At 62.9% G+C, this 19258-nt stretch carries 19 protein-coding genes; 14 read left to right on the top strand and 5 right to left on the bottom strand.

Going from position 1 to position 19258, the window contains the following annotated elements:
- The first annotated feature begins 8 nt into the window (after positions 1-8).
- The 5 genes from MKZ91_RS12530 (at position 9) to MKZ91_RS12510 (ending at position 5949) form a co-directional block, all read left to right on the top strand.
- Complete coding sequence (locus MKZ91_RS12530; RefSeq protein ID WP_442892268.1) at positions 9-1478, top strand: ABC transporter substrate-binding protein; 1470 nt, start codon at positions 9-11, stop codon at positions 1476-1478.
- A 99-nt stretch (positions 1479-1577) separates the two neighbouring features.
- The gene (locus MKZ91_RS12525; protein WP_336171194.1) at positions 1578-2492 is read left to right on the top strand and encodes an ABC transporter permease; all 915 of its coding nucleotides are present in this window, start codon (positions 1578-1580) and stop codon (positions 2490-2492) included.
- Positions 2493-2503: 11 nt separating this feature from the next.
- Positions 2504-3427: an ABC transporter permease gene (locus MKZ91_RS12520; protein ID WP_336171193.1), complete on the top strand. Its 924-nt coding sequence runs from the start codon at positions 2504-2506 to the stop codon at positions 3425-3427.
- The gene (locus MKZ91_RS12515; RefSeq protein ID WP_336171192.1) at positions 3420-5039 is read left to right on the top strand and encodes an ABC transporter ATP-binding protein; all 1620 of its coding nucleotides are present in this window, start codon (positions 3420-3422) and stop codon (positions 5037-5039) included. Before MKZ91_RS12520 ends, MKZ91_RS12515 begins: the two co-directional genes overlap by 8 nt.
- A 28-nt stretch (positions 5040-5067) precedes the next feature.
- Positions 5068-5949: a dihydrodipicolinate synthase family protein gene (locus MKZ91_RS12510; RefSeq protein WP_336171191.1), complete on the top strand. Its 882-nt coding sequence runs from the start codon at positions 5068-5070 to the stop codon at positions 5947-5949.
- Between the two features lie 162 nt (positions 5950-6111).
- Here the strand turns inward: MKZ91_RS12510 and MKZ91_RS12505 are convergent, their stop codons facing one another.
- Positions 6112-6555, bottom strand: coding sequence for an MEKHLA domain-containing protein (locus tag MKZ91_RS12505; protein WP_336171190.1), 444 nt, complete (start codon positions 6553-6555; stop codon positions 6112-6114).
- 125 nt (positions 6556-6680) lie between these two features.
- The gene (locus MKZ91_RS12500) at positions 6681-8696 is read right to left on the bottom strand and encodes a transcriptional regulator (RefSeq protein WP_336171189.1); all 2016 of its coding nucleotides are present in this window, start codon (positions 8694-8696) and stop codon (positions 6681-6683) included.
- Positions 8697-8775: 79 nt separating this feature from the next.
- Between MKZ91_RS12500 and MKZ91_RS12495 the strand changes: the two genes are divergently transcribed.
- The 9 genes from MKZ91_RS12495 to MKZ91_RS12455 all read left to right on the top strand — a co-directional run bounded on the left by MKZ91_RS12495 (position 8776) and on the right by MKZ91_RS12455 (position 17681).
- Positions 8776-9864: a PLP-dependent cysteine synthase family protein gene (locus MKZ91_RS12495; RefSeq protein WP_336171188.1), complete on the top strand. Its 1089-nt coding sequence runs from the start codon at positions 8776-8778 to the stop codon at positions 9862-9864.
- An 11-nt stretch (positions 9865-9875) separates the two neighbouring features.
- Positions 9876-11378, top strand: coding sequence for a pyridoxal phosphate-dependent decarboxylase family protein (locus tag MKZ91_RS12490; protein ID WP_442892261.1), 1503 nt, complete (start codon positions 9876-9878; stop codon positions 11376-11378).
- A gap of 139 nt (positions 11379-11517) precedes the next feature.
- A complete protein-coding gene (locus tag MKZ91_RS12485; protein WP_336171187.1) occupies positions 11518-12105 on the top strand; it encodes an acetyl-CoA carboxylase biotin carboxyl carrier protein in 588 nt (195 codons plus the stop codon).
- Positions 12105-13502 carry an acetyl-CoA carboxylase biotin carboxylase subunit gene (locus tag MKZ91_RS12480; RefSeq protein WP_336171186.1) on the top strand — a complete coding sequence of 466 codons (1398 nt, stop codon included), beginning with the start codon at positions 12105-12107 and terminating at the stop codon, positions 13500-13502. The genes MKZ91_RS12485 and MKZ91_RS12480 overlap by 1 nt, the downstream gene beginning before the upstream one ends.
- Complete coding sequence (locus MKZ91_RS12475; protein WP_336171185.1) at positions 13489-13956, top strand: acetyl-CoA carboxylase biotin carboxyl carrier protein; 468 nt, start codon at positions 13489-13491, stop codon at positions 13954-13956. The genes MKZ91_RS12480 and MKZ91_RS12475 overlap by 14 nt, the downstream gene beginning before the upstream one ends.
- A complete protein-coding gene (gene pxpB, locus MKZ91_RS12470; protein ID WP_336171184.1) occupies positions 13953-14663 on the top strand; it encodes a 5-oxoprolinase subunit PxpB in 711 nt (236 codons plus the stop codon). The genes MKZ91_RS12475 and pxpB overlap by 4 nt, the downstream gene beginning before the upstream one ends.
- Positions 14660-15652 carry a biotin-dependent carboxyltransferase family protein gene (locus tag MKZ91_RS12465; RefSeq protein WP_336171183.1) on the top strand — a complete coding sequence of 331 codons (993 nt, stop codon included), beginning with the start codon at positions 14660-14662 and terminating at the stop codon, positions 15650-15652. The genes pxpB and MKZ91_RS12465 overlap by 4 nt, the downstream gene beginning before the upstream one ends.
- Positions 15653-15661: 9 nt before the next feature.
- A complete protein-coding gene (locus tag MKZ91_RS12460; protein ID WP_336171182.1) occupies positions 15662-16429 on the top strand; it encodes a LamB/YcsF family protein in 768 nt (255 codons plus the stop codon).
- Positions 16430-16478: 49 nt separating this feature from the next.
- Positions 16479-17681 (top strand): pyridoxal phosphate-dependent aminotransferase, encoded by a 1203-nt coding sequence (locus tag MKZ91_RS12455; RefSeq protein ID WP_336171181.1) that lies wholly within the window; start codon positions 16479-16481, stop codon positions 17679-17681.
- A gap of 80 nt (positions 17682-17761) precedes the next feature.
- Here MKZ91_RS12455 and MKZ91_RS12450 read toward each other — a convergent pair whose 3' ends face one another.
- The 3 genes from MKZ91_RS12450 to nac all read right to left on the bottom strand — a co-directional run bounded on the left by MKZ91_RS12450 (position 17762) and on the right by nac (position 19221).
- Positions 17762-17992: a type II toxin-antitoxin system RelE/ParE family toxin gene (locus MKZ91_RS12450; RefSeq protein WP_336171180.1), complete on the bottom strand. Its 231-nt coding sequence runs from the start codon at positions 17990-17992 to the stop codon at positions 17762-17764.
- The gene (locus MKZ91_RS12445) at positions 17985-18242 is read right to left on the bottom strand and encodes a type II toxin-antitoxin system ParD family antitoxin (protein WP_336171179.1); all 258 of its coding nucleotides are present in this window, start codon (positions 18240-18242) and stop codon (positions 17985-17987) included. The genes MKZ91_RS12450 and MKZ91_RS12445 overlap by 8 nt, the downstream gene beginning before the upstream one ends.
- A gap of 70 nt (positions 18243-18312) precedes the next feature.
- On the bottom strand, positions 18313-19221 hold the full coding sequence (nac, locus tag MKZ91_RS12440; protein ID WP_336171178.1) for a nitrogen assimilation transcriptional regulator NAC: 909 nt from the start codon (positions 19219-19221) through the stop codon (positions 18313-18315).
- Positions 19222-19258 lie beyond the last annotated feature (37 nt).

Here is a 19258-nt window from a genome sequence, read left to right as displayed (position 1 = left end):
GTGCGCTCATGCTGAGTTCTGCCCTGTCGCCGGCTTTCGCAGGTTCAGGTCCGATCAAGATCGTGCTGGCCGAAGAAGCTGACCTGCTCGAACCGTGCATGGCCACGCGCTCGAACATTGGTCGCGTCATCATGCAGAACGTCAGCGAAACCCTGACCGAGCTCGATGTTCGCGGCGACAAGGGCGTCATGCCGCGCCTTGCCGAGAAATGGGAACAGAACGAAGACGGCAGCTGGCGCTTTCACCTGCGCCAGGGCGTCAAGTTCTCCGATGGCACGACCTTCGACGCCAAGGACGTCAAGCACAGCTTCGATCGCATCATGAGCGAAAAGAACACCTGCGAGTCGCGTCGCTATTTCGGCGGCATCACGGTGACCCCGGCCGTCGTCGACGACTATACGATCGACTTCAGCGCCGATCCGGTCCAGCCGATCCTGCCGCTCCTGATGTCGCTCGTCACGATCGTGCCGGAGGAAACGCCGCTTGAGTTCATCCGCGAGCCCGTCGGCACAGGCCCCTACAAGCTTACCAACTGGACGCCGGGTCAGCAGATCGTGCTGACGAGCCGCGACGACTATTGGGGTACGAAGCCCGAGGTCACGGAAGCGACCTATCTCTTCCGCGCCGATCCATCGGTGCGCGCCGCCATGGTGCAGACCGGCGAGGCCGACCTGTCGCCGTCGATCTCGCAGCTCGATGCCACCAATCCGGCAACGGATTTCTCCTATCTCGACAGCGAGACCGTCTACCTGCGCATCGACCACAACATCGAGCCGCTGAACGACGTTCGCGTCCGCCGTGCATTGAACATCGCGATCGACCGTCAGGCGTTCCTCGGAACGCTTGTTCCCGACAGTGCGCTGCTCGCCACCGCGATCGTGCCGCCGCCGACGCTCGGCTGGAACCCCGACGTCAAGGTCTTCCCCTATGATCCGGAAGGCGCCAAGAAGCTGCTCGAGGAAGCCAAGGCCGATGGCGTGAAGGTCGAAACGCCGATCACCATCATTGCGCGCTCGGCCAACTTCCCGAACGTCACCGAAATCATGGAAGCCATCCAGGCACAGCTTCAGGAAGTGGGCTTCAAGGTCGATCTGAAGTTCGTCGAGGTCGCCGAGCACGAGCAGTATTACTCGAAGCCGTTCAAGGAAGGCCGCGGCCCGCAGATTGTCGCTGCCATGCATGATAACTCCAAGGGCGATCCGTCATTCTCGATGTTCTTCAAATACGCGACCGACGGTACGCAGTCCGGCTTTTCCGATCCGAAGGTTGACGATCTGATCAAGCGCGCGTCAGCCGCTGTCGGCGACGAACGCGCCAAGCTCTGGTCCGAACTGATCGCCTATGTGCATGACGATGTCGTCGCTGACGTCCTCTTGTTCCACATGGTCGGCTTCTCCCGCGTCTCCGAACGGCTGGATTTCAAGCCGACAATGGCGACCAACGGAACGCTGCAGCTTTCCGAGATCAAGATCAAGTAAACTGGCTCTGGCAAGTCAACTGGTCTGGCGAACGACGTTCGCCAGACCAACAGCAATCAAGGCGGTGGGATGATCCCACCGCCGGATTTCGAGGGCGCCATGCTGAAATTCGTTCGAACACGCGCCGTGGCCAGTCTGATCTCGCTCGTCGGGCTGCTCGTCATGGTCTTCTTCCTGTCGCGGTTGACGGGTGATCCGGCGGCTTTGTTCCTGCCGGTCGAGGCTTCCGCCGAAATGAAGGAGCAGTTTCGCGAGCTGCACGGTCTGAACGATCCGCTGCTGGTGCAGTTCACGCGCTATGTCGGCGACGTCGTCACCGGCGATTTCGGCGAGTCCCTGCGCAAGGCGCGCCCAGCACTCGACGTGGTGCTCGAAGCTTTCACCTGGACGCTCTGGCTTGCCGTCATCACCATGACGCTGGTCGCGGGTGCTGCCATCGTCGTCGGTTCGCTTGCCGCCTTCCGCGCTGGCGGCTTCTTCGACCGGCTCGCCTCCGTCATTTCGCTGATCGGCGCCTCGGTTCCCGATTTCTGGATCGCGATCGTCGCGATCGTCGTCTTCTCGGTCAATCTCGCCTGGCTGCCGACCTCGGGTACGGGGTCGCTGCTCCATTGGATCCTGCCGATTGCCGTCCTGTTCATCCGGCCTTTCGGCATCATCGTGCAGGTGGTGCGTGGCTCGATGATCGGCGCGCTTTCCTCGGCCTATGTAAAGACGGCCCGCGCCAAAGGCGTCAAATCCGGTCCGATCATCTTCGTGCACGCCTTGCGCAACGCCATGCTGCCGGTGATCACCGTGCTTGGCGACCAGGCTGCGAGCCTGTTGAACGGTGCTGTCATCGTCGAAACCATCTTCGGGTTTCCAGGGGTCGGCAAGCTGATGATCGATTCCATCCTGCAGCGCGATTTCAATGTCGTGCTCGCCGCCATCCTTGTCACGGCGCTGGCGATCTTCGTCATGAACCTGTTGATCGACCTTGCCTATGCGCTGCTCGATCCGCGCATAAGGCATTGAGGAGACGGCCCATGACCCTTGTGACCAACGACAGCGTCATCCTCGAAGAGCCGTCTTTCGCCAGGCGGATGTGGCGCATGCTGCTCGCCGACAAGTTTGCCCTTTGCGCGGTGATCTTCCTCATCTTCATCCTGATCCTTGCGATCATCGGGCCAAGCTGGCTCGGTGATCTCGCAACCAAGCAGAACCTGCGCGGACGCAACGCCGCCCCCTTCGACTGGGAGCGCGGCTGGGTCTGGTGGATGGGGGCGGATGCGCTCGGCCGGCCGCTGCTTGCCCGCATCATCGTTGCGACGCAGAACACGCTGATGGTCGCAGCCGGTGCCGTCGCACTTTCCGCAGTTGCCGGCACCTTCCTCGGTCTCATTGCCGGCTTTTCCTCGCCGCGCGTCAATCAGGTGATCATGCGCCTTGCCGACGTCATCATGTCGTTCCCGTCGCTGCTGATCGCAGTGATCGTGCTTTACATCCTCGGCTCGTCGATCCTCAACCTGATGCTGGTGCTCGCGATCACCCGCATCCCGGTCTACCTCCGCACGACCCGCGCTGAGGTCTTGGAAATCCGCGAACGCATGTTCGTCCAGGCCGCACGCGTGATGGGCGCATCGAAGAACCGCATCCTCTTTCGCCATATCCTGCCGGTGGTGCTGCCGACCTTGACGACGCTTGCGACGCTCGACTTCGCCTACGTCATGCTCGCCGAAAGCGCTTTGTCCTTCCTCGGCATTGGCATCCAGCCGCCGGAAATCACCTGGGGTCTGATGATCTCGCAGGGACGGCAATACCTCACCAATGCGTGGTGGCTGTCCTTCTGGCCGGGCCTTGCCATCATTCTCACGACCATGTCGCTCAACCTGCTCTCCAACTGGCTGCGCATCGCGCTCGATCCGGTGCAGCGTTGGCGCCTCGAAATGAAGGGTCACAAGAATGGCTGACCATCTGCTGGAAGTCCGCAATCTCTCGGTCGAGTTCCACACCGCCGTTGGCGTGGTCAAGGCGGTCCGCAACATCTCCTATCACCTTGACCGCGGTGAGACGCTGGCGATCCTCGGCGAGAGCGGGTCGGGAAAATCGGTCTCCTCGTCGGCGATCATGAACCTGATCGACATGCCGCCAGGGCGGATCAGCTCGGGAGAAATCCTGCTCGACGGTGTCGACCTGCTGACGATGCCGGCGCACGAACGACGCCGGATCAACGGACGCCGCGTGGCGATGATCTTTCAGGATCCGCTCAGCCACCTCAATCCGGTCTATACCGTCGGCTGGCAGATCCGCGAGGCGCTCACCACCCACGGAACCGATGCCGCCAAGGCTGCCTCGGAAGCGCTGCGCCTTTTGACACGGGTCGGCATTCCTGACCCAGAAAGGTCGCTCAGCAAGTATCCGCACGAGTTTTCGGGCGGCCAGCGTCAGCGCGTGATGATTGCCATGGCGCTTGCGCTTCGCCCGGACCTCTTGATTGCCGATGAACCGACGACGGCGCTCGACGTCACCGTGCAGGCCGAGGTCCTGGCACTTCTCGAGGAATTGCAGCAAGAAACCGGGATGGCGATCCTCATCATCACCCATGATCTCGGTGTGGTCGCGGAAGTCGCCGACCGCGTCGTGGTGATGGAAAAGGGCGTGCTGGTCGAGACCGGTACCGTGCGCGAGGTCTACAAGAACCCGCAGCATCCCTACACGAAAAAGCTGATTGCCGCCGCACCGGGCAAGGGCGACATGCACGCGCCAGCCGCCCGGGTAGAGCCCGTCCTGTCGGTTCACGACGTGCGCAAGCGCTATGGTTCCTTCGAGGCGCTGAAGGGCATTTCCTTTGACCTCATGCCCGGAGAAACGATGGCTGTCGTTGGCGAAAGCGGTTCCGGCAAGTCGACGCTTGCGCGTATCCTGCTGCGTCTCGACGAGCCGGACAGCGGCAAAGCCCTATGGAAAGGCCGCGATCTCTTCACCATGTCGCCGGCCGAACTCTACAAGCTGCGGCGCGACCTGCAGATGGTGTTCCAGGATCCGACGCAATCGCTCAATCCGCGTATGACCGTCTACCAGCTGATCTCTGAGGCCTGGGTCATTCACCCCGATATTCTGCCCAAGGCCAGGTGGCGTGAGCGCGTGGCCGAACTGCTGGTGCAGGTGGGGCTTGGCCCGGAACACATGGGACGCTACCCGCACCAGTTCTCCGGCGGCCAGCGCCAGCGCATTGCGATTGCTCGCGCACTTGCGCTCGAACCGCAACTGATCATCTGTGACGAGGCGGTCTCGGCGCTCGACGTTTCGGTGCAGGCGCAGGTGATCGCGCTGCTCGACAAGCTGCGCAAGGAAATGGGCATCGCGTTCATCTTCATTGCCCACGACCTGCCGGTGGTTCGCGATTTCGCCGATCACGTCATGGTCATGCAAAAGGGCAATGTCGTGGAACTCGGTACCGTGCGCGACGTGTTCGAGACGCCGCGCCAGGACTATACGCGCGCGCTGCTTGCCGCCGGCCTCGACCCGGATCCCGACGTTCAGGCCGAGCACCGCGCCGCCCGTCTCCGACGCGCCTCCTGAGGCACGAGATTATTCAAAGGACTATCGAATGACCAGAAAAGCCTATGTCGCCCTCGTCACCTGCTTCAACGAAGACGAAACGATCAATTACAAGGCGACGCGCGCCCAGGTCCGCCGGCAGGTGGAGGCGGGCAACAACATCATGTGCGCCGGCACCAACGGTGACTTCTCCGCGCTCACGTTTGAGGAAAAAGTGCGCCTCACCGAGGAAGTGGTGGACGAGGTCGGCGGCCGGGTGAAGGTGATCGTCAACGCCGGCATGCCGGCGACATTCGAGACGTTGAAGCTCGCGCGCGAATTCGACCGCATCGGCGTCGACGGCATTGCCGTGATCACGCCCTTCTTCATCGCCTGCACGCAGGATGGTCTTATCCGCCACTTCTCGACCGTTGCGGATGCGGTGAAGACGCCGGTCTACCTCTACGACATTCCGGCTCGCACGCAGAACCACATTGAACCGGAGACCGCCCGCACGCTCGCGGGTCACGGCAACATCGCCGGCATCAAGGATTCGGGTGGTGCAAAGGAGACGCTCGAGGCCTATCTGAAGGTTGCCAAGGAGGTTGAGGGGTTTGAAGTCTATTCCGGTCCTGATCATCTCGTGCTCTGGGCGCTTGAGAACGGAGCCGCCGGCTGCATTTCGGGCCTTGGCAATGCCATGCCGCAGGTGCTTTCAGGCATCCTGAAGGCCTTCAATGCCGGCGACACGGCCGAGGCAGAGAAACAACAGGCGACCTTTGCCGCCTTTCGAACGGATCTCTATGCGCTGGGCTTTGCCCCTGCCATGGTCAAGCGAGCCCTCTTTCTGCAGGACGCCTCGGTCGGCGCGAGCCGTCAGCCGGCGCTTCTGCCGAACAAGAAACAGGACGACCAGATCGCCGAAATCCTTGCGCGCTACAGCCTTCTGTGAAGGTCGGCGAAGGTAGGGGAAAAGTCCGAATTGACGCTAAGTCTAACGCTTAGTCCGCGAGCCGATGAACCCGCCAGCGGCAATCACACAAGAGTGGCGCCCCGAGCCTGTAGATTTCCTTGAAGGAGCGCCGCCGTCCCGTGGCGAAGATTAGGTGCTGCGTTACAGGTCTTTCCACCTATGAAAGACGGCGGCCTGACCGAAGTATTCGCCGCCGGGGCGCACAAGTTGCCAGACGGTCGCCTCCTCGATCCAGAACCGGCGCCCGGATCTCGCGATGCGAAGGCCGCGATAATTGTCGATGAACCCCTGGGAAGAAACGCTGTCGAGAAAGCGCTGCCTTTCTTCGCGCTCAGGGGCTTGCGCAGAAAGGCGCGAAGGCATCCCTACCATTTCGTCCCAGCTATACTCGAAGCAATCCTGGGCGGTTTTGTTGGCGTAAATGAAGCGAGGATCATCGGATCGATCGTGCGCAAGGACGGCAAACGGCGCGCTCTCGTAGAGCCATCTGCTACTCGCCGCCGGGTCGATCAGGTTTCGGCCCGTCAGTTGTCGAAAGCTTGCAATGAGCAGCAGGCCGATTTCTTGCGCATCATGATCCGACATCAATTCCGTTCCCCAGTGGCATTCTGCAGGTGCCCGAATCCTACCTTGGAGGTCGCCGAACAATACTCGATCCGCAGGCAGGCGATAGCCGCCCCTGGTCCTTCAACCCCGTTCTGTCCGATCACTCAGGTCGCAAGCCCGATCAAGGCCGCCGCCTCACGATATCGGGCGATGACGTCGGGCGTGAAGTGGAAGGTGTCGAGGAAGTTGTCCGTTCGGTAGTTCGGGTTCTGGAGGCGAATGCGGGCAGCGTAGCTGCGGGCCTCGCCGATGCGTCCGGCGAGTGCGAGGCAGTGGGCGGCGATCGCGAGGATGTGGACATGTGCATTAGGACGGGCGGCCGCCTTGACGGCCCAATTGGCCGCTTCCTCAAAGGCACCGAGCCGGATGAGGGCGATCGCCCGGGTGCCGAGCATGCCGAAGAGCAGGGGATCGTAGGGGCTCAAGAGACGTGAATGATCGGAAGCGGCGATCGCCGCTGCAGGGTCGCCGGACTGCGAATGCACGAAAGCGAGTGCATAGTGGCCAAGTGCGAAGTTGGGGCTCAAATGGACGGAGTGCTCCAGTTCGCGCACTGCCTGGTCGTGATCGCCGGTCAGCCAAAGGGCACGCCCCATCGACCAGTGCGCAGCCGGGTTTTGGTCGTCGACCAGCAGGCTCTGCCCGGCGGCCCTGAGCGCCTCCCGGGTCTCTGCTTCGCGGTCGCCCCAGCGCTGGAACGCTCTTTGCCAATGGGTGAAGGAGAGCCCCGCATGGGCGCGCGAGAAGGTCGGATCGAGGCGGGTCGACTGGCGGAAGAACGCGGCAGCGCGGGCGTTTTCCTCGGCCGTGAAGCGAAACATGTGCCAGAGCCCGCGGTGATAGGCCTCCCAGGCATCGAGCGAGTCCGGATGTTTCAGGATCGCCCGGTTGCGTTCTTCGTTCTCGATTTCGGCGGCGATGGACGAGACGATGCTGTTGCCGACCTCATCGACGAGGGCGAAGCGCTCGGCAGAGCGGGCCTCGAAGCGCTCGGTCCAGATGATATGGGCGGTTGCCGCCTCGGCAACCTCCACCGTCACGCCTATTCCGTGATCGTGTCGCTCGAGGAAGCCGGTCGCGATGTAGTCGACGCCAAGGCGGCGACCGATTTCCTGCAGTTCGAGCCCTTCGTCTGCGATGGCAAAGACAGAGCCACGGGCAATGACGAAAAGGCTGCGCAAGCGCGCGAGTTTGCTGACGACGTCATGCGCGATCGCGCTGCCCAAATCGTTCTTGCCCGCCAGGCCAGGGGAAAGATCGCGGAACGGCATGACGGCGATCGAGGCGCGGCGCGAGGCCGCCATTTGAACGGGCTCGACCGGTCCGCTGCCTTCCGAAATGATCGTGACGGCCGATTGCCGAGCCGGGCGCTGGAGATGCACCCATGCCGCGTGGACCGGTTGAAAGTCCTCGCCCTCATCGGCAAAGAGGCGTGCCGCGGCATGGAGATGCCGATCGCAGGCGTCGGTCATTCGCCGGTGGATCAGTTCCGAAAGTAAACGGATATTGGCCCCGGGGTCGAGCGGCGCGCGCTCGAGCCATTGCAGTGCCGCCGGCAAGCCGTCCTCACTACCGACAGGTGTTCTCCTGCCGATCTCTGCCACAATCTCCAGCGCGTAAAGACGAAATTCGCTCCTCAGCGACGTCAGCCAGTGTGCGAAGGCGGGACAGTTGTCGATGTCGACGCCTTCAAGGAGGTCGCCGCCGCATCGCTCGGCGATCGTTCGCAACGTAGGCAGGTCCAGGTTGTTGATCCCGCTCCGCCTTGCCTCTTTGAGGCGCCGAACGTCGACGTCATCGCAGTCGCCAAGGTCGAGCGAAATCTCGTCGCCCGCGGCGATCACGCGCTTGCGGCCATCGGCGTCGATGAGCGATCGCAGCTTACTCAGGCTCCAGCGCAATTCTCCGCGCGGATCGCTCGGCCCGTCCCAGAGCAGATTACAGAGCCGCTCACGGGATACCGGACCGGGCGTGAGGGCCAGATAGGCGAGCAGCGCGCGGACCTTGCGCGACGGCGGCAGGGTCACGAGCACGCCGCGGCGCAAGAGTTTCATCGGTCCGAGGAGCCGCAGTTCCAGCTCCGGCGCCGAAAAATCCACGTCCGGGCCATCCGTTTCCATGCGCACTCCCACGCGGGCTCCCACGCCCGCACTTTAGCATCGCTTGCGTAACCTGGCATCCGGAAGAGTGAGAGAACCCATGCCCACGAATTCAGGACAGAGAACCACGAGCGGCCGCGGGCGGCTTTTTGACAGCGTGCTGGAGACGATCGGCGACACGCCGTCGATCCGCGTCAACAATCTCGGCGTCGACAACGCAACCATCTATGTGAAGGCTGAGTTCTTCAACCCGGCGTCGTCGGTGAAGGACCGGCTGGCGGTTGCGATCATCGAGGAGGCCGAACGCAGCGGCAAGCTGAAGCCCGGGCAGACCGTGGTCGAGGCGACCAGTGGCAACACCGGTATCGGACTGGCGATGGTCTGCGCGCAAAAGGGCTATCCGCTCGTCGTCACGATGGCCGATAGTTTCTCCGTCGAGCGTCGCCGACTGATGCGCATTCTGGGCGCCAAGGTCGTGTTGACGCCGCGCGCGCAGAAGGGCCTCGGCATGTATCGCAAGGCGGCGGAGCTCGCCGAGAAGAACGGATGGTTCCTCGCCCGGCAGTTCGAGACCACGGCCAACGCCGCGATCCATGAAGCGACGACCGGCCGGGAGATCGTCAACGATTTTGCCGGATCCCGCCTTGATTACTTCGTCACCGGCTACGGCACAGGGGGCACGCTCGTCGGTGTATCCCGCGTTCTGCGGCGCGAACGGCCGGAGACGAAGATCGTTCTTGCCGAGCCCGAAAACGCGCAGTTGCTCGGCAGCGGCCATGTGCAGCAGCGTGGCACGGGCGGTGGCCCGGCAGCAAGCCACCCGGCCTTCGAGCCACATCCGATCCAAGGCTGGACACCCGACTTCATCCCGGATGTCCTCAAGGAGGCGATCGATCGCCACTACTATCACGAACTTGTCCCGATCGCCGGTCCAAAGGCGATGGAATGGGCAAAGGCGCTTGCACAAAAGGAGGGCATCTTCACGGGTGTTTCGGGCGGCGCAACCTTCGGTGTTGCGCGCCAGATCGCGGAGCGCGCGCCGGCAGGCTCGGTGATCCTCTGCATGCTGCCTGACACCGGCGAGCGCTACCTGTCGACGCCGCTGTTCGAAACGATCCCCGCGGACATGGGTGCCGAGGAGATGGAACTGTCGCGCTCCACGCCCGGCTTCCAGCTCGCAGCCGAGTAGAGGAGGAAGCAATGGAAGCGCAATCCCTGGACTGGAGCGACGGATCGGTGAAGCGGCCGGAAAATCTGCCCCCTGCTGAAACCCTCGACCCGCCGGACTGGGCGTCCATTGCGGCGCTCGCCCACCGGGTGGTCGACGACGCCGTCGACCACGTCGGCCACGTCCGTCAGCGTCCGGTCTGGCGGCCGCTGCCGGAGGAGGCCGAGGCACTGTTCCGGGCGCCGGTCCCGGACGGACCGACGCCGATCGAGGACGTATACAGGCTGGTCAAGGACACGGTGCTCGTCTATCCGATGGGCAACATCCACCCACGGTTCTGGTCCTGGTACATGGGCTCGGGCAACTTTACCGGCGCGCTCGGCGATTTCCTGGCCGCGATCCAGGGTTCCAACCTTGGCGGCGGCCGCCATGCCGCAGCCCTCGTCGACCAGCAGGTCGTCGGGTGGCTGCGCGACATGATCGGCTTTCCCGAAACGGCGACCGGGACGCTGGTCAGTGGCGGCTCGGTGGCGAATCTCATTGGGCTCACGGTCGCTCGAAACGCCATGGCGGGGATCGATCTGCGCGAGGAGGGGGTTGCAGCCCTCAAGCAGCCCTTGCGTTTCTACGCTTCAGAGCAGGTTCATTCCTGCCACCGCAAGGCGGTCGAAACGCTCGGCCTCGGTAACAAGGCACTGCGACGGATCCCGAGCGATAGCCGCTACCGGATCGACCTTGCGGCTCTGCGCGCAGCAATCGCCGAGGATCGCGCGCGAGGCTTCAGACCCGCCTGTGTCATCGGGACGGCTGGCACGGTCAATTCCGGCGCGGTCGACGATCTCACCTGCTTGGCCGGGATCGCCGCTAAGGAGGATCTCTGGTTCCATGTGGACGGATGTATCGGCGCGTTGCTGGCGATCGCGCCTGAGAACGCCTGGCGCGTCAAGGGCATCGAACGCGCTGATTCCGTCGCGCTCGACCCGCACAAATGGCTGCATGCCCCGTTCGAGGTCGGTTTTGCGCTCGTCCGCGACCGGACGAAGCATCGGGAGACCTTCGCCGTGTCGCCGGAATTCCTGCAGGGCATGCCGCGCGGCATCGCCTCCGGTCCGTGGCTTCACGAATTCAATCTGCAGACCAGCCGCGGCTTTTCGGCGCTCAAGGTCTGGATGGCGCTGATGGAACACGGCGTTGCCAAGTTCGGTCGGCTGATCGACCAGAACATCGCACAGGCCACTTACCTCGCCGACCTGGTGCGCGCGCATCCGCCGCTGGAGCTTATCACCGAGCCCGAGATCAACATCGTTTGCTTCCGCTATGCGCCGGAAGGTCTGAGCGAGGAGCGGCTGAAAGAGATCAATCTCGAGATCATGCTGCGCCTGCAGGAAACCGGGGTGGCAGCGCTCTCCGACACGACGATCCGGGGGAGACACTGCCTGCGCGCGGCGATCTGTAACCATCGCACCCGCGCAGAAGACCTCAGCCTGCTCATCGCTGAGGTATTGCGGCTTGGCAGGGAGGTTGCGCGGTCATGATCGCCTTGCACCGGCAGGGCGGCTTTCCGTGCAGGCTCTGCTGCGCGCGATCATCGCCTTTTCTAGCTGAGCCCTTTCGCACCAGCCCTTGACCTATCGCGCTGCAGGCGTCCAGGCCTGCCGCCGTTGAGGCCGTCCCTTGGCGCCTGCATTTGCCCATCCGGTGGCGGCTCTCTATTCAAAGTTTGTCTGCCCCCATCAAACGGGATGCTGTGTAAGATTTCCCCAACTCGCACCGGACGGGCCAAGGCTCTCATGGCCACGTCCCGGTGCCCTTCGTTCCGTGGGGAAAACAATGGATCTGCAAAAGATCAAGACGCTTCTCGATTTTGTCGGGCGTTCGCGTGTCTCTGAGCTGACAGTCAGCGATGCGGACACGACGGTCATCATTCGCAACCCGGTTCGTGAAGCTGCCGCCAACCCGGAACGCCTGACCGTGGCGCAGGCAACGCCTTCAACGGCGGAACCGGAAAAATTGGATGATCAGGCGCAAGGGCAGCTTGTTCGCGCTTCGACCGCAGGCATCGTGCATCAGTCAAACAGCCCCGGATCCGCTCCAATGGTTGCGGAAGGCGACCAGGTGGAGGTGGGGCAGGCTCTCTGCATCGTGGAGGCGATGAAGGTCTTCACGACCATCTCGACCCCGCTCGGCGGCATCGTCAAGCGCATCTTCTTTGAGGATGGGCAGGAGGTTTCTTTCGGCGATCCGCTTGTGGAGATCGGCTGATGGACGCGTCCTTCGAGGCAGCCCGGAAACTCGGCCGTCCATTCCAGTCCGTCCTCATCGCCAATCGTGGAGAAATCGCCGTCCGGATCGAACGGGCCTGCAAAGAACTCGGCCTTCGTGCGATCCGCGTTGCTTCCGAGGCAGATTGTGCCGGAGCGGCGACCCCGAGCGAAGGTGGCCCCCTGTCGATCGGGCCGTCGGCACCGACAAGGAGTTACCTCAACCAGGCGGCGATCCTGCTTGCAGCGCGCGCGACTTGTGCTGAGGCGATCCATCCGGGGTACGGGTTTCTTTCGGAGAACGCCGACTTCGCCGAAGCGGTCGAAAGGGCCGGGCTGGTTTTCATCGGTCCTTCGGCTTCGGCGATCCGCATCATGGGCGACAAGATTGCTGCGAAACGCGCCATGATGGCTGCCGGGGTCCCTTGCGTGCCGGGACCTGGCGAGCCTCTACCGGATGATTTCGAGGCCGTGCGCTCAATCGCCGAGGAAATTGGCTATCCGGTCATCGTCAAGGCGGCCGGTGGTGGCGGCGGGCGGGGCATGCGCGTCGTGCGCGACGGTGCCGATATGGCCGATGCGGTTGCAATTACGCGCGAGGAGGCGCGCCGCGCCTTCGGCAAGCCTGAGCTCTATATGGAGAAGTTCCTGGAGCACCCGCGCCATATCGAGTTCCAGGTGCTCTGTGACAATCACGGCAACGCCGTCTGGGTTGGTCATCGCGATTGCTCCGTCCAGCGGCGCCACCAGAAGGTCGTCGAGGAGGCACCCGCACCCGGCATCGCGCCGGACCTCGCAGAGAGGGTCGGAGCGCGCTGCGCGGAGGCCTGTCGGCAGATCGGCTATCGCGGAGTTGGGACCTTCGAGTTCCTTTACGAGCGCGGCGAGTTCTACTTCATCGAGATGAACACCCGGCTGCAGGTCGAACACCCGGTGACGGAGGCGACAGCCGGCGTCGACCTGGTCCACGAACAGTTGCGTTCAGCGCAGGGCAGCGTGCTCGACACGAACCGTTTTCGTGGCGAGGCAGGAGGACACGCCTTCGAATGCCGCATCAATGCGGAGGACCCGACCACTTTCGTGGCTGCCCCCGGTCGCATTTCAGCAGTTCATTTTCCGGGCGGACCGGGCATTCGCATCGATACCCATGTTTCGGCCGGTTACCGGGTTTCCCCATACTATGATTCCCTGATCGCCAAGCTGATCGTCCATGCGCCGACCCGCGGCGAGGCGATCCGGCGCATGCAGGTCGCCCTCTCGGAAACCAGGATCGAGGGCATTTCCACCAATCTTCCGCTGCACGGAAGGATCTTTGCCGATCCGGATTTCGTGCGGGGCTGCGTCGATATCCATCATCTTGAAAAACGTTTGAGGGAAGAAGCCAATGGCAAGGCGTGATCGCTCGTCGGTGAGATCCGGGATCGGCGATTTCTCCGATCCGGCGCTCATCTCCACTTTGACCACCTGGCTTGGCGCATCCGGCGCGAGCGAACTGGAGATCAGCACGACGGAGGGGCACGCCCTGAAGATCGTGCTGGCCCCCGACGTCAGCTACGTGAAGCCTCATGACGCGGCTCAGGATGCCGCTGCGCCGGTGACGGAGGGATGGGCCGTCAAGGCGCCACTCGCCGGGGTGTTTCGGGATCGACATCCCGGCGGCGTCGATGCTTCACCGCTTGCCCGTGAGGGCAGCACGCTTGAGGCGGGCGAGATCGCCGGTTTTGTGGAAGTCGGGCCCATCCTGCTTCCAGTCATCGCGCCGAAAGCCGCGATCGTCGCAGGCGTTCAGGCCCGTGCGGGCGAATTGGTTGGTTATGGCGATCCGGTATTCATGATGGAACATGCCCAATGAGTGTCCTGCAACAGGCCCCGTTCCCGTCGCCCGTCTCAATCGTTCCTGACACCGAGGGGTGGGCGAAGATTTCCTTCATCGGCACACGTGCCTTTCTCCTTGAAGCACCCGGTGACTTCGACCTACCGAACCAGAAGCGCATCTGGGCGCTCTCGCATGCGCTTGCGACACACGGCGACGTCGCCGAGATCGTTCCCGGTATGACGAACGTGCTTGTGATCCTGAAGGCGACCCCGGACAATCCGGAAGAGGTCGTCCGGCAACTACAGCACGAATGGCGGAGAGCGCAGGGCATCGATCTCGCCGGCCGGCAAATTGAAGTCCCCGTCACCTATGGCGGCGAGCATGCGACCGACCTGCCGGCGCTCTGCAATCTCAGCGGGCTTTGCGACCGCGAAGTCGTGCGCATTCACCACGAAGGCATCTATCGCGTCTTCGCGCTCGGCAGCGCGCCGGGTTTCGGATACCTGCACGGCCTTGATCCACGCATCCACATGCCGCGAAAGACCGTGCCCTCGCTGAAGATGGCTCGCGGCTGCGTCACGATCGGCGGCATGCAGACCGGTGTGGCCGTGCTGACCGGCCCGAACGGATGGAATTCGATCGGCTTTGCCGAACTTCAGATGTTTGATCCTGAGGCCGCAACGCCCGCCCTGATGGCGCCTGGCGACACCGTTCGCTTTCTCCCTGAAAGGATCGAGCTGTGATCGAGATCATCGAAACCGGCCCGCTGAACACCATCCAGGATCTGGGGCGTCCCGGCTATCGAAGCATCGGGGTTACGGCTTCGGGCGCAATGGACCCCCTGGCCATGGAGATCGGCAATATTCTCCTCGGCAACCAGAGGGGCGTTGCCGTCATCGAGGTCCAGACTTTCCCCTTCCGGCTGTCTTTTACCAAAGGCGGCGCATTCGCGCTGACGGGTGCCGATTGCCGGGCGAAGCTCGACGGCGTCGCCCTGCCGCCGTGGTGGGCAGCGGAAGCTGAGGCTGGTCAGGTGCTGGAACTCTCCCCGCCACTTCGCGATGCACGAGCCTATGTGAGCCTGGCTGGCGGGGCCGACGTGGCAGAGGTGATGGGATCGCGCAGCACGTCGCTGCGTGGAAGCTTCGGCGGGTTTTCGGGGCGGACACTTGCCGTCGGCGACGGCATCGCGTCCGGTGCGGTTGAGCCTGTTTTCCTGCCGAAAGGCGGTTTCGGCGTCGTGCCGCCAGCTATTGCCTTGAGGGATATGTTCCCTGTCGACGAAGATGGGGCGCTTCGCGTTCGCGCGCTGCCGGCCGGCGAACATGACCTTTTCGGGGCCGATGCGGACCGGTTCTGGCGTCAGCCGTGGAAGGTCTCGGCGCGCAGCGACCGCACCGGATATCGCCTCAGCGGTGATCCGATCCACCCGATAGAGGTAGTGGAGATGCGCTCGCACGGCGTCGTGCCCGGTGTCATCCAGGTGCCTCCGGCAGGCGAACCGATCGTGCAGATGAGCGATGCCAACACGGCCGGGGGCTATCCGAAGATCGCCGGCGTCATCGAGGCGGATCTCTGGCGGATGGGGCAGGCTCGCATCGGTTCGACGCTGCGCTTCGTGCCCGCCACGCACGCCGAGGCTCGGGCCATCGAGAAAGCGCTCGCTGCCTATATCGAAGACATCAGAAGTACTGCGCGCCTCGTCCGCGAGGCGCTCGTCGCAATGGCTTAGGAGATCTTCATGAAGGTGGACCTCAATTCCGACATGGGCGAGGGTTTCGGGCCCTATTCGCTCTGCGATGACGAGGCGATGATGGATGTCGTGACCTCCGCCAACGTCGCCTGCGGCTTTCATGCCGGCGACCCCGAGACAATGGCCCGGATGGTTCGTCTTGCACGGGCGAGGGGCGTGGATGTCGGCGCCCATCCGGGCTTGCCGGACCGGCAAGGTTTTGGCCGCCGCGAACTGCCGATCGGCGCGGATGAACTGCGCCAGCAGATGCTCTACCAGCTTGGCGCGTTAATCGCGATCGCTCGCGTGGAAGATGTTCGCGTCTCCCATGTCAGCTTTCACGCGGCCATGGGCAACATGGTCAATCGCGACCCGGGCCTGGCGGCGGCGACGATGGCGGCGATCCGTGCCGTCGATCCCGATCTGATCGTCTTTGGCACGTCCGGCAGCATCATTGAACGCGCAGCGCTCGAGGCCGGGCTGAAGACGCTCACCCTCTTTCTTGCGGACCGTGCCTATGACGCCGCGGGCAAGCTCGTGCCCCGCGGGCAACCCGGTGCCCTCGTCAAGGAGGAGCCTCGATTGCGCGCAAGGGTGCGGCAGTTCCTGATCGAAGGCACAGTCACCGCTATCGACGGGACCGTGATCCCGATGCAGGCCCGTTCCATCCTCGTGCACAGCGATACGCCGGGTTCGCTTGAACTTGCCCGTACCGTCCGCAGCGAAATCGAGGCGGCAGGCGGCGTGGTCACGCCCGTCTCCAAGCTGCTGGGCTGAGCCAGCCCGCTTACAAAACCTTATCCGTCCCCTATCGAAAGCAACGATCATGCCCGCCATTGCCGACCGCCTGAAGAATGTTTCCGTTTCCGCTTCCGCCACGATGACCCAGCGCGCCCGCGATCTTGCGGCTAGCGGCATAAAGGTCATCAGCCTTTCCTCCGGCGAGCCGGATTTTCCGACGCCCGGCAACGCCGTGGAGGCCGCCCATGCCGCAGCCCTTGCCGGCGACACCAAGTATCCGCCGCTTGATGGCACTCTGGCGCTGAGACAGGCTGTCGCGCGCAAGTTCAAGCGGGACAACAATCTCGACTACGATCCTTCCGAGATTGTCGTTGCCGGCGGCGGCAAGCAGATCATCTTCAACGCGGTCCTTGCCACCTGCAATCCCGGCGACGAGGTCGTCATCCCTTCGCCCTCATGGATCAGCTATGCGGATATCGTGAAGTTCGCCGGCGCGGTACCGGTTCCGGTCGATTGCCCGCAGCAGAACGGTTTCAAGCTCAGGGCCGAAGACCTCGAAGCCGCGATCACGTCGCGTACCAAGTGGCTGTTCTTGAACTTCCCGAACAACCCGACCGGTGCTGCCTGCTCGCGTTCCGAAATGAAGGCGATTGCCGAAGTGATGCTCCGGCACCCGGATGTCTGGATCATGACCGACGATATGTACGAGCACCTGATCTACGACGACTTCGAATTCTGCACGATTGCCGAAGTCGAGCCCCGCCTTAAGGGCCGCGTGCTGACGGTCAACGGCGCATCGAAGGCCTATGCGATGACCGGCTGGCGTCTCGGCTTCTGCGGCGGCCCGAAGGACCTGATCAAGGCGATCAGCAACGTCAACGGCCAGAACAGCGGCGGTACCTCGACGATTACCCAGGCCGCCGTTGCCGCCGTGCTCGATGGTCCACAGGACATCCTCAAGGAACGGGCGGCGATCTACAGGAAGCGGCGCGACTTCGTGGTTGAGCGGCTGAGCGCAATCGAGGGCATCCGCTGCCACAAGCCGGAAGGCGCTTTCTACGTTTTCCCGAACATTGCTGAATTGATCGGCCGGACCAGCAGGAAGGGGCGCCGGATCGAGAACGACACGGATTTCGTGTTGGCGCTGCTCGACGAACATCACGTGACGACCGTGCAGGGCGCGGCCTACGGCATGAGCCCGTTCTTCCGTATTTCCTATGCAACCAGCATGGAACAGCTGGGCGAGGCTTGCGACCGCATCTCCGAATTCTGCGTCGGCTTGCGGTAAACGTTCAGCCTTTAAGCCTTTAGCTAGAGCCAAGTGACTGGATCGCGCATTCCGTGAACTACGGCCACAATCTCCACCCCTTAAGGTGTTGGCTCATAAATGGCGATCAATCGGCCATCGATGAGAAACCTGGCGGTCGCGGCAATATCCGGCCGGGCTGCCCCCAATTCCGGGTGAGCGGCGGCAAGCTCGAACTTGTCAAAGAGCTTGTTGACAAGCTGGTCAGCCGCCCTTTCGTTGTCCATGGCAATGTTACGCCAAATGTCGCGCAAGTCGCGTTGGGCGCGAGGCGTCAGACGATACTCAGCCACGGACAGAGCGTTCTGCTTTCAGGTCTTTCAGGAACGAAACCCGGTCAACATTCTCAGGCTGGCCGCTAGCCTTGCCTTCGGCGTAGGCACGCTTGAGGTTTTCCAGCTCGATAGCGCGGACTTCCTCGCGCTGTTCGAGCAATCGCAGGCTGTCGCGCACAACCTCGCTTGCGCTGGTATAGCGGCCGCTATCGACGAGTTGCCGCACAAAGCCCTCGTAGTGTGCGCCGATGCTATAACTGGCTGGCATGGTGTGTCCTTTCATTCGATCCGAAGTTATCAATTTTTGATAAATTCGGCAAATAAAACCTGACAGGCATTCAACGGTAACTTAGACGAGCGGTGAGCTCCATGAGAATGGATCTTACCGCCAGTGCCGGCTCCGACAGTTCGCTTTGATCGGAAACGCAGAGCGACAGGGTTTCCTCAATCTTGGGTGTCACCATGCGCGAAACCAGAGATTCGGAGGACTCAGCAACGATCCGTTCGGCGATTGCGCGCGGCATGATGGTTGCGCCGACGCCACTTGAGACGGCGCGCCCGAGCGTGCGGACGATCTCGACCTCAGCCACGACATTCAGAGACAGGCGCGCGCGTGTGAAAGAAAGGTCGATCGCCCGGCGCACGAAGTTGTAGGGCGGAGGAAGAAGCAGCGGAACATCGTTCAGCGCGCTCAACGGAAGCAGCGTATCGCCCGGTTCTATCCCGAAATCGCGGTGCGCCACGAGATGGAACTCCTCCACAAAGACCGGCTCGAACCGTACGCCCTTGATCGGTCCCGTGCCATGGATCAGCGCCATTTCCAGCCGGCCGTTCATGATCATCTGGCTATAGGTCTGGCCGACGCTTTCAGTCAGATGCAACAGGATGCCCGGATGCCGCTTGCGCGTTTCTGTCAACAGGTCGACCGAGAGCGTGGCAGCACTTGAAAATGGCACAAGACCGACCGAGACACGCCCGACAAGCGAGGCGCCGGCTGCCTTCACGTCTGCCTGCGCCTGGTCCATCTGGCGAAGGACGATCTGGGCATGACGGTAGACGGCCTTGCCGGCCTCCGTCATCGAGACCCCCTGCTGGCTGCGGATCAGGAGTTTCTGTCCGAAATGGTCCTCCAGGGCCGCAAGTTGCTGGCTGAGGGCCGGCTGGGCGATGTGAAGAACGTCGGCCGCACGCGTGATGCTCCCGGTGTCGACGATGACGATGAAGGATTTGAGACGCCTGGTATCCATGTGCCCTGCCTGCTGTTTCGCCCAAATGTTGCAGCCC

This window comes from Ensifer sp. MJa1, from assembly GCF_037026475.1.
GTDB lineage: Bacteria > Pseudomonadota > Alphaproteobacteria > Rhizobiales > Rhizobiaceae > Ensifer.
This window is presented reverse-complemented; position numbering and strand designations above follow the sequence as displayed.

Bases quoted from the DNA above. Each gene is read 5' to 3' on its own strand.
- MKZ91_RS12530 (WP_442892268.1), top strand. From the start codon at position 9: ATGCTGAGTTCTGCCCTGTCGCCGGCTTTCGCAGGTTCAGGTCCGATC.
- MKZ91_RS12525 (WP_336171194.1), top strand. From the start codon at position 1,578: ATGCTGAAATTCGTTCGAACACGCGCCGTGGCCAGTCTGATCTCGCTC.
- MKZ91_RS12520 (WP_336171193.1), top strand. From the start codon at position 2,504: ATGACCCTTGTGACCAACGACAGCGTCATCCTCGAAGAGCCGTCTTTC.
- MKZ91_RS12515 (WP_336171192.1), top strand. From the start codon at position 3,420: ATGGCTGACCATCTGCTGGAAGTCCGCAATCTCTCGGTCGAGTTCCAC.
- MKZ91_RS12510 (WP_336171191.1), top strand. From the start codon at position 5,068: ATGACCAGAAAAGCCTATGTCGCCCTCGTCACCTGCTTCAACGAAGAC.
- MKZ91_RS12505 (WP_336171190.1), bottom strand. From the start codon at position 6,555: ATGTCGGATCATGATGCGCAAGAAATCGGCCTGCTGCTCATTGCAAGC.
- MKZ91_RS12500 (WP_336171189.1), bottom strand. From the start codon at position 8,696: ATGGAAACGGATGGCCCGGACGTGGATTTTTCGGCGCCGGAGCTGGAA.
- MKZ91_RS12495 (WP_336171188.1), top strand. From the start codon at position 8,776: ATGCCCACGAATTCAGGACAGAGAACCACGAGCGGCCGCGGGCGGCTT.
- MKZ91_RS12490 (WP_442892261.1), top strand. From the start codon at position 9,876: ATGGAAGCGCAATCCCTGGACTGGAGCGACGGATCGGTGAAGCGGCCG.
- MKZ91_RS12480 (WP_336171186.1), top strand. From the start codon at position 12,105: ATGGACGCGTCCTTCGAGGCAGCCCGGAAACTCGGCCGTCCATTCCAG.
- MKZ91_RS12475 (WP_336171185.1), top strand. From the start codon at position 13,489: ATGGCAAGGCGTGATCGCTCGTCGGTGAGATCCGGGATCGGCGATTTC.
- pxpB (WP_336171184.1), top strand. From the start codon at position 13,953: ATGAGTGTCCTGCAACAGGCCCCGTTCCCGTCGCCCGTCTCAATCGTT.
- MKZ91_RS12460 (WP_336171182.1), top strand. From the start codon at position 15,662: ATGAAGGTGGACCTCAATTCCGACATGGGCGAGGGTTTCGGGCCCTAT.
- MKZ91_RS12455 (WP_336171181.1), top strand. From the start codon at position 16,479: ATGCCCGCCATTGCCGACCGCCTGAAGAATGTTTCCGTTTCCGCTTCC.
- MKZ91_RS12445 (WP_336171179.1), bottom strand. From the start codon at position 18,242: ATGCCAGCCAGTTATAGCATCGGCGCACACTACGAGGGCTTTGTGCGG.
- nac (WP_336171178.1), bottom strand. From the start codon at position 19,221: ATGGATACCAGGCGTCTCAAATCCTTCATCGTCATCGTCGACACCGGG.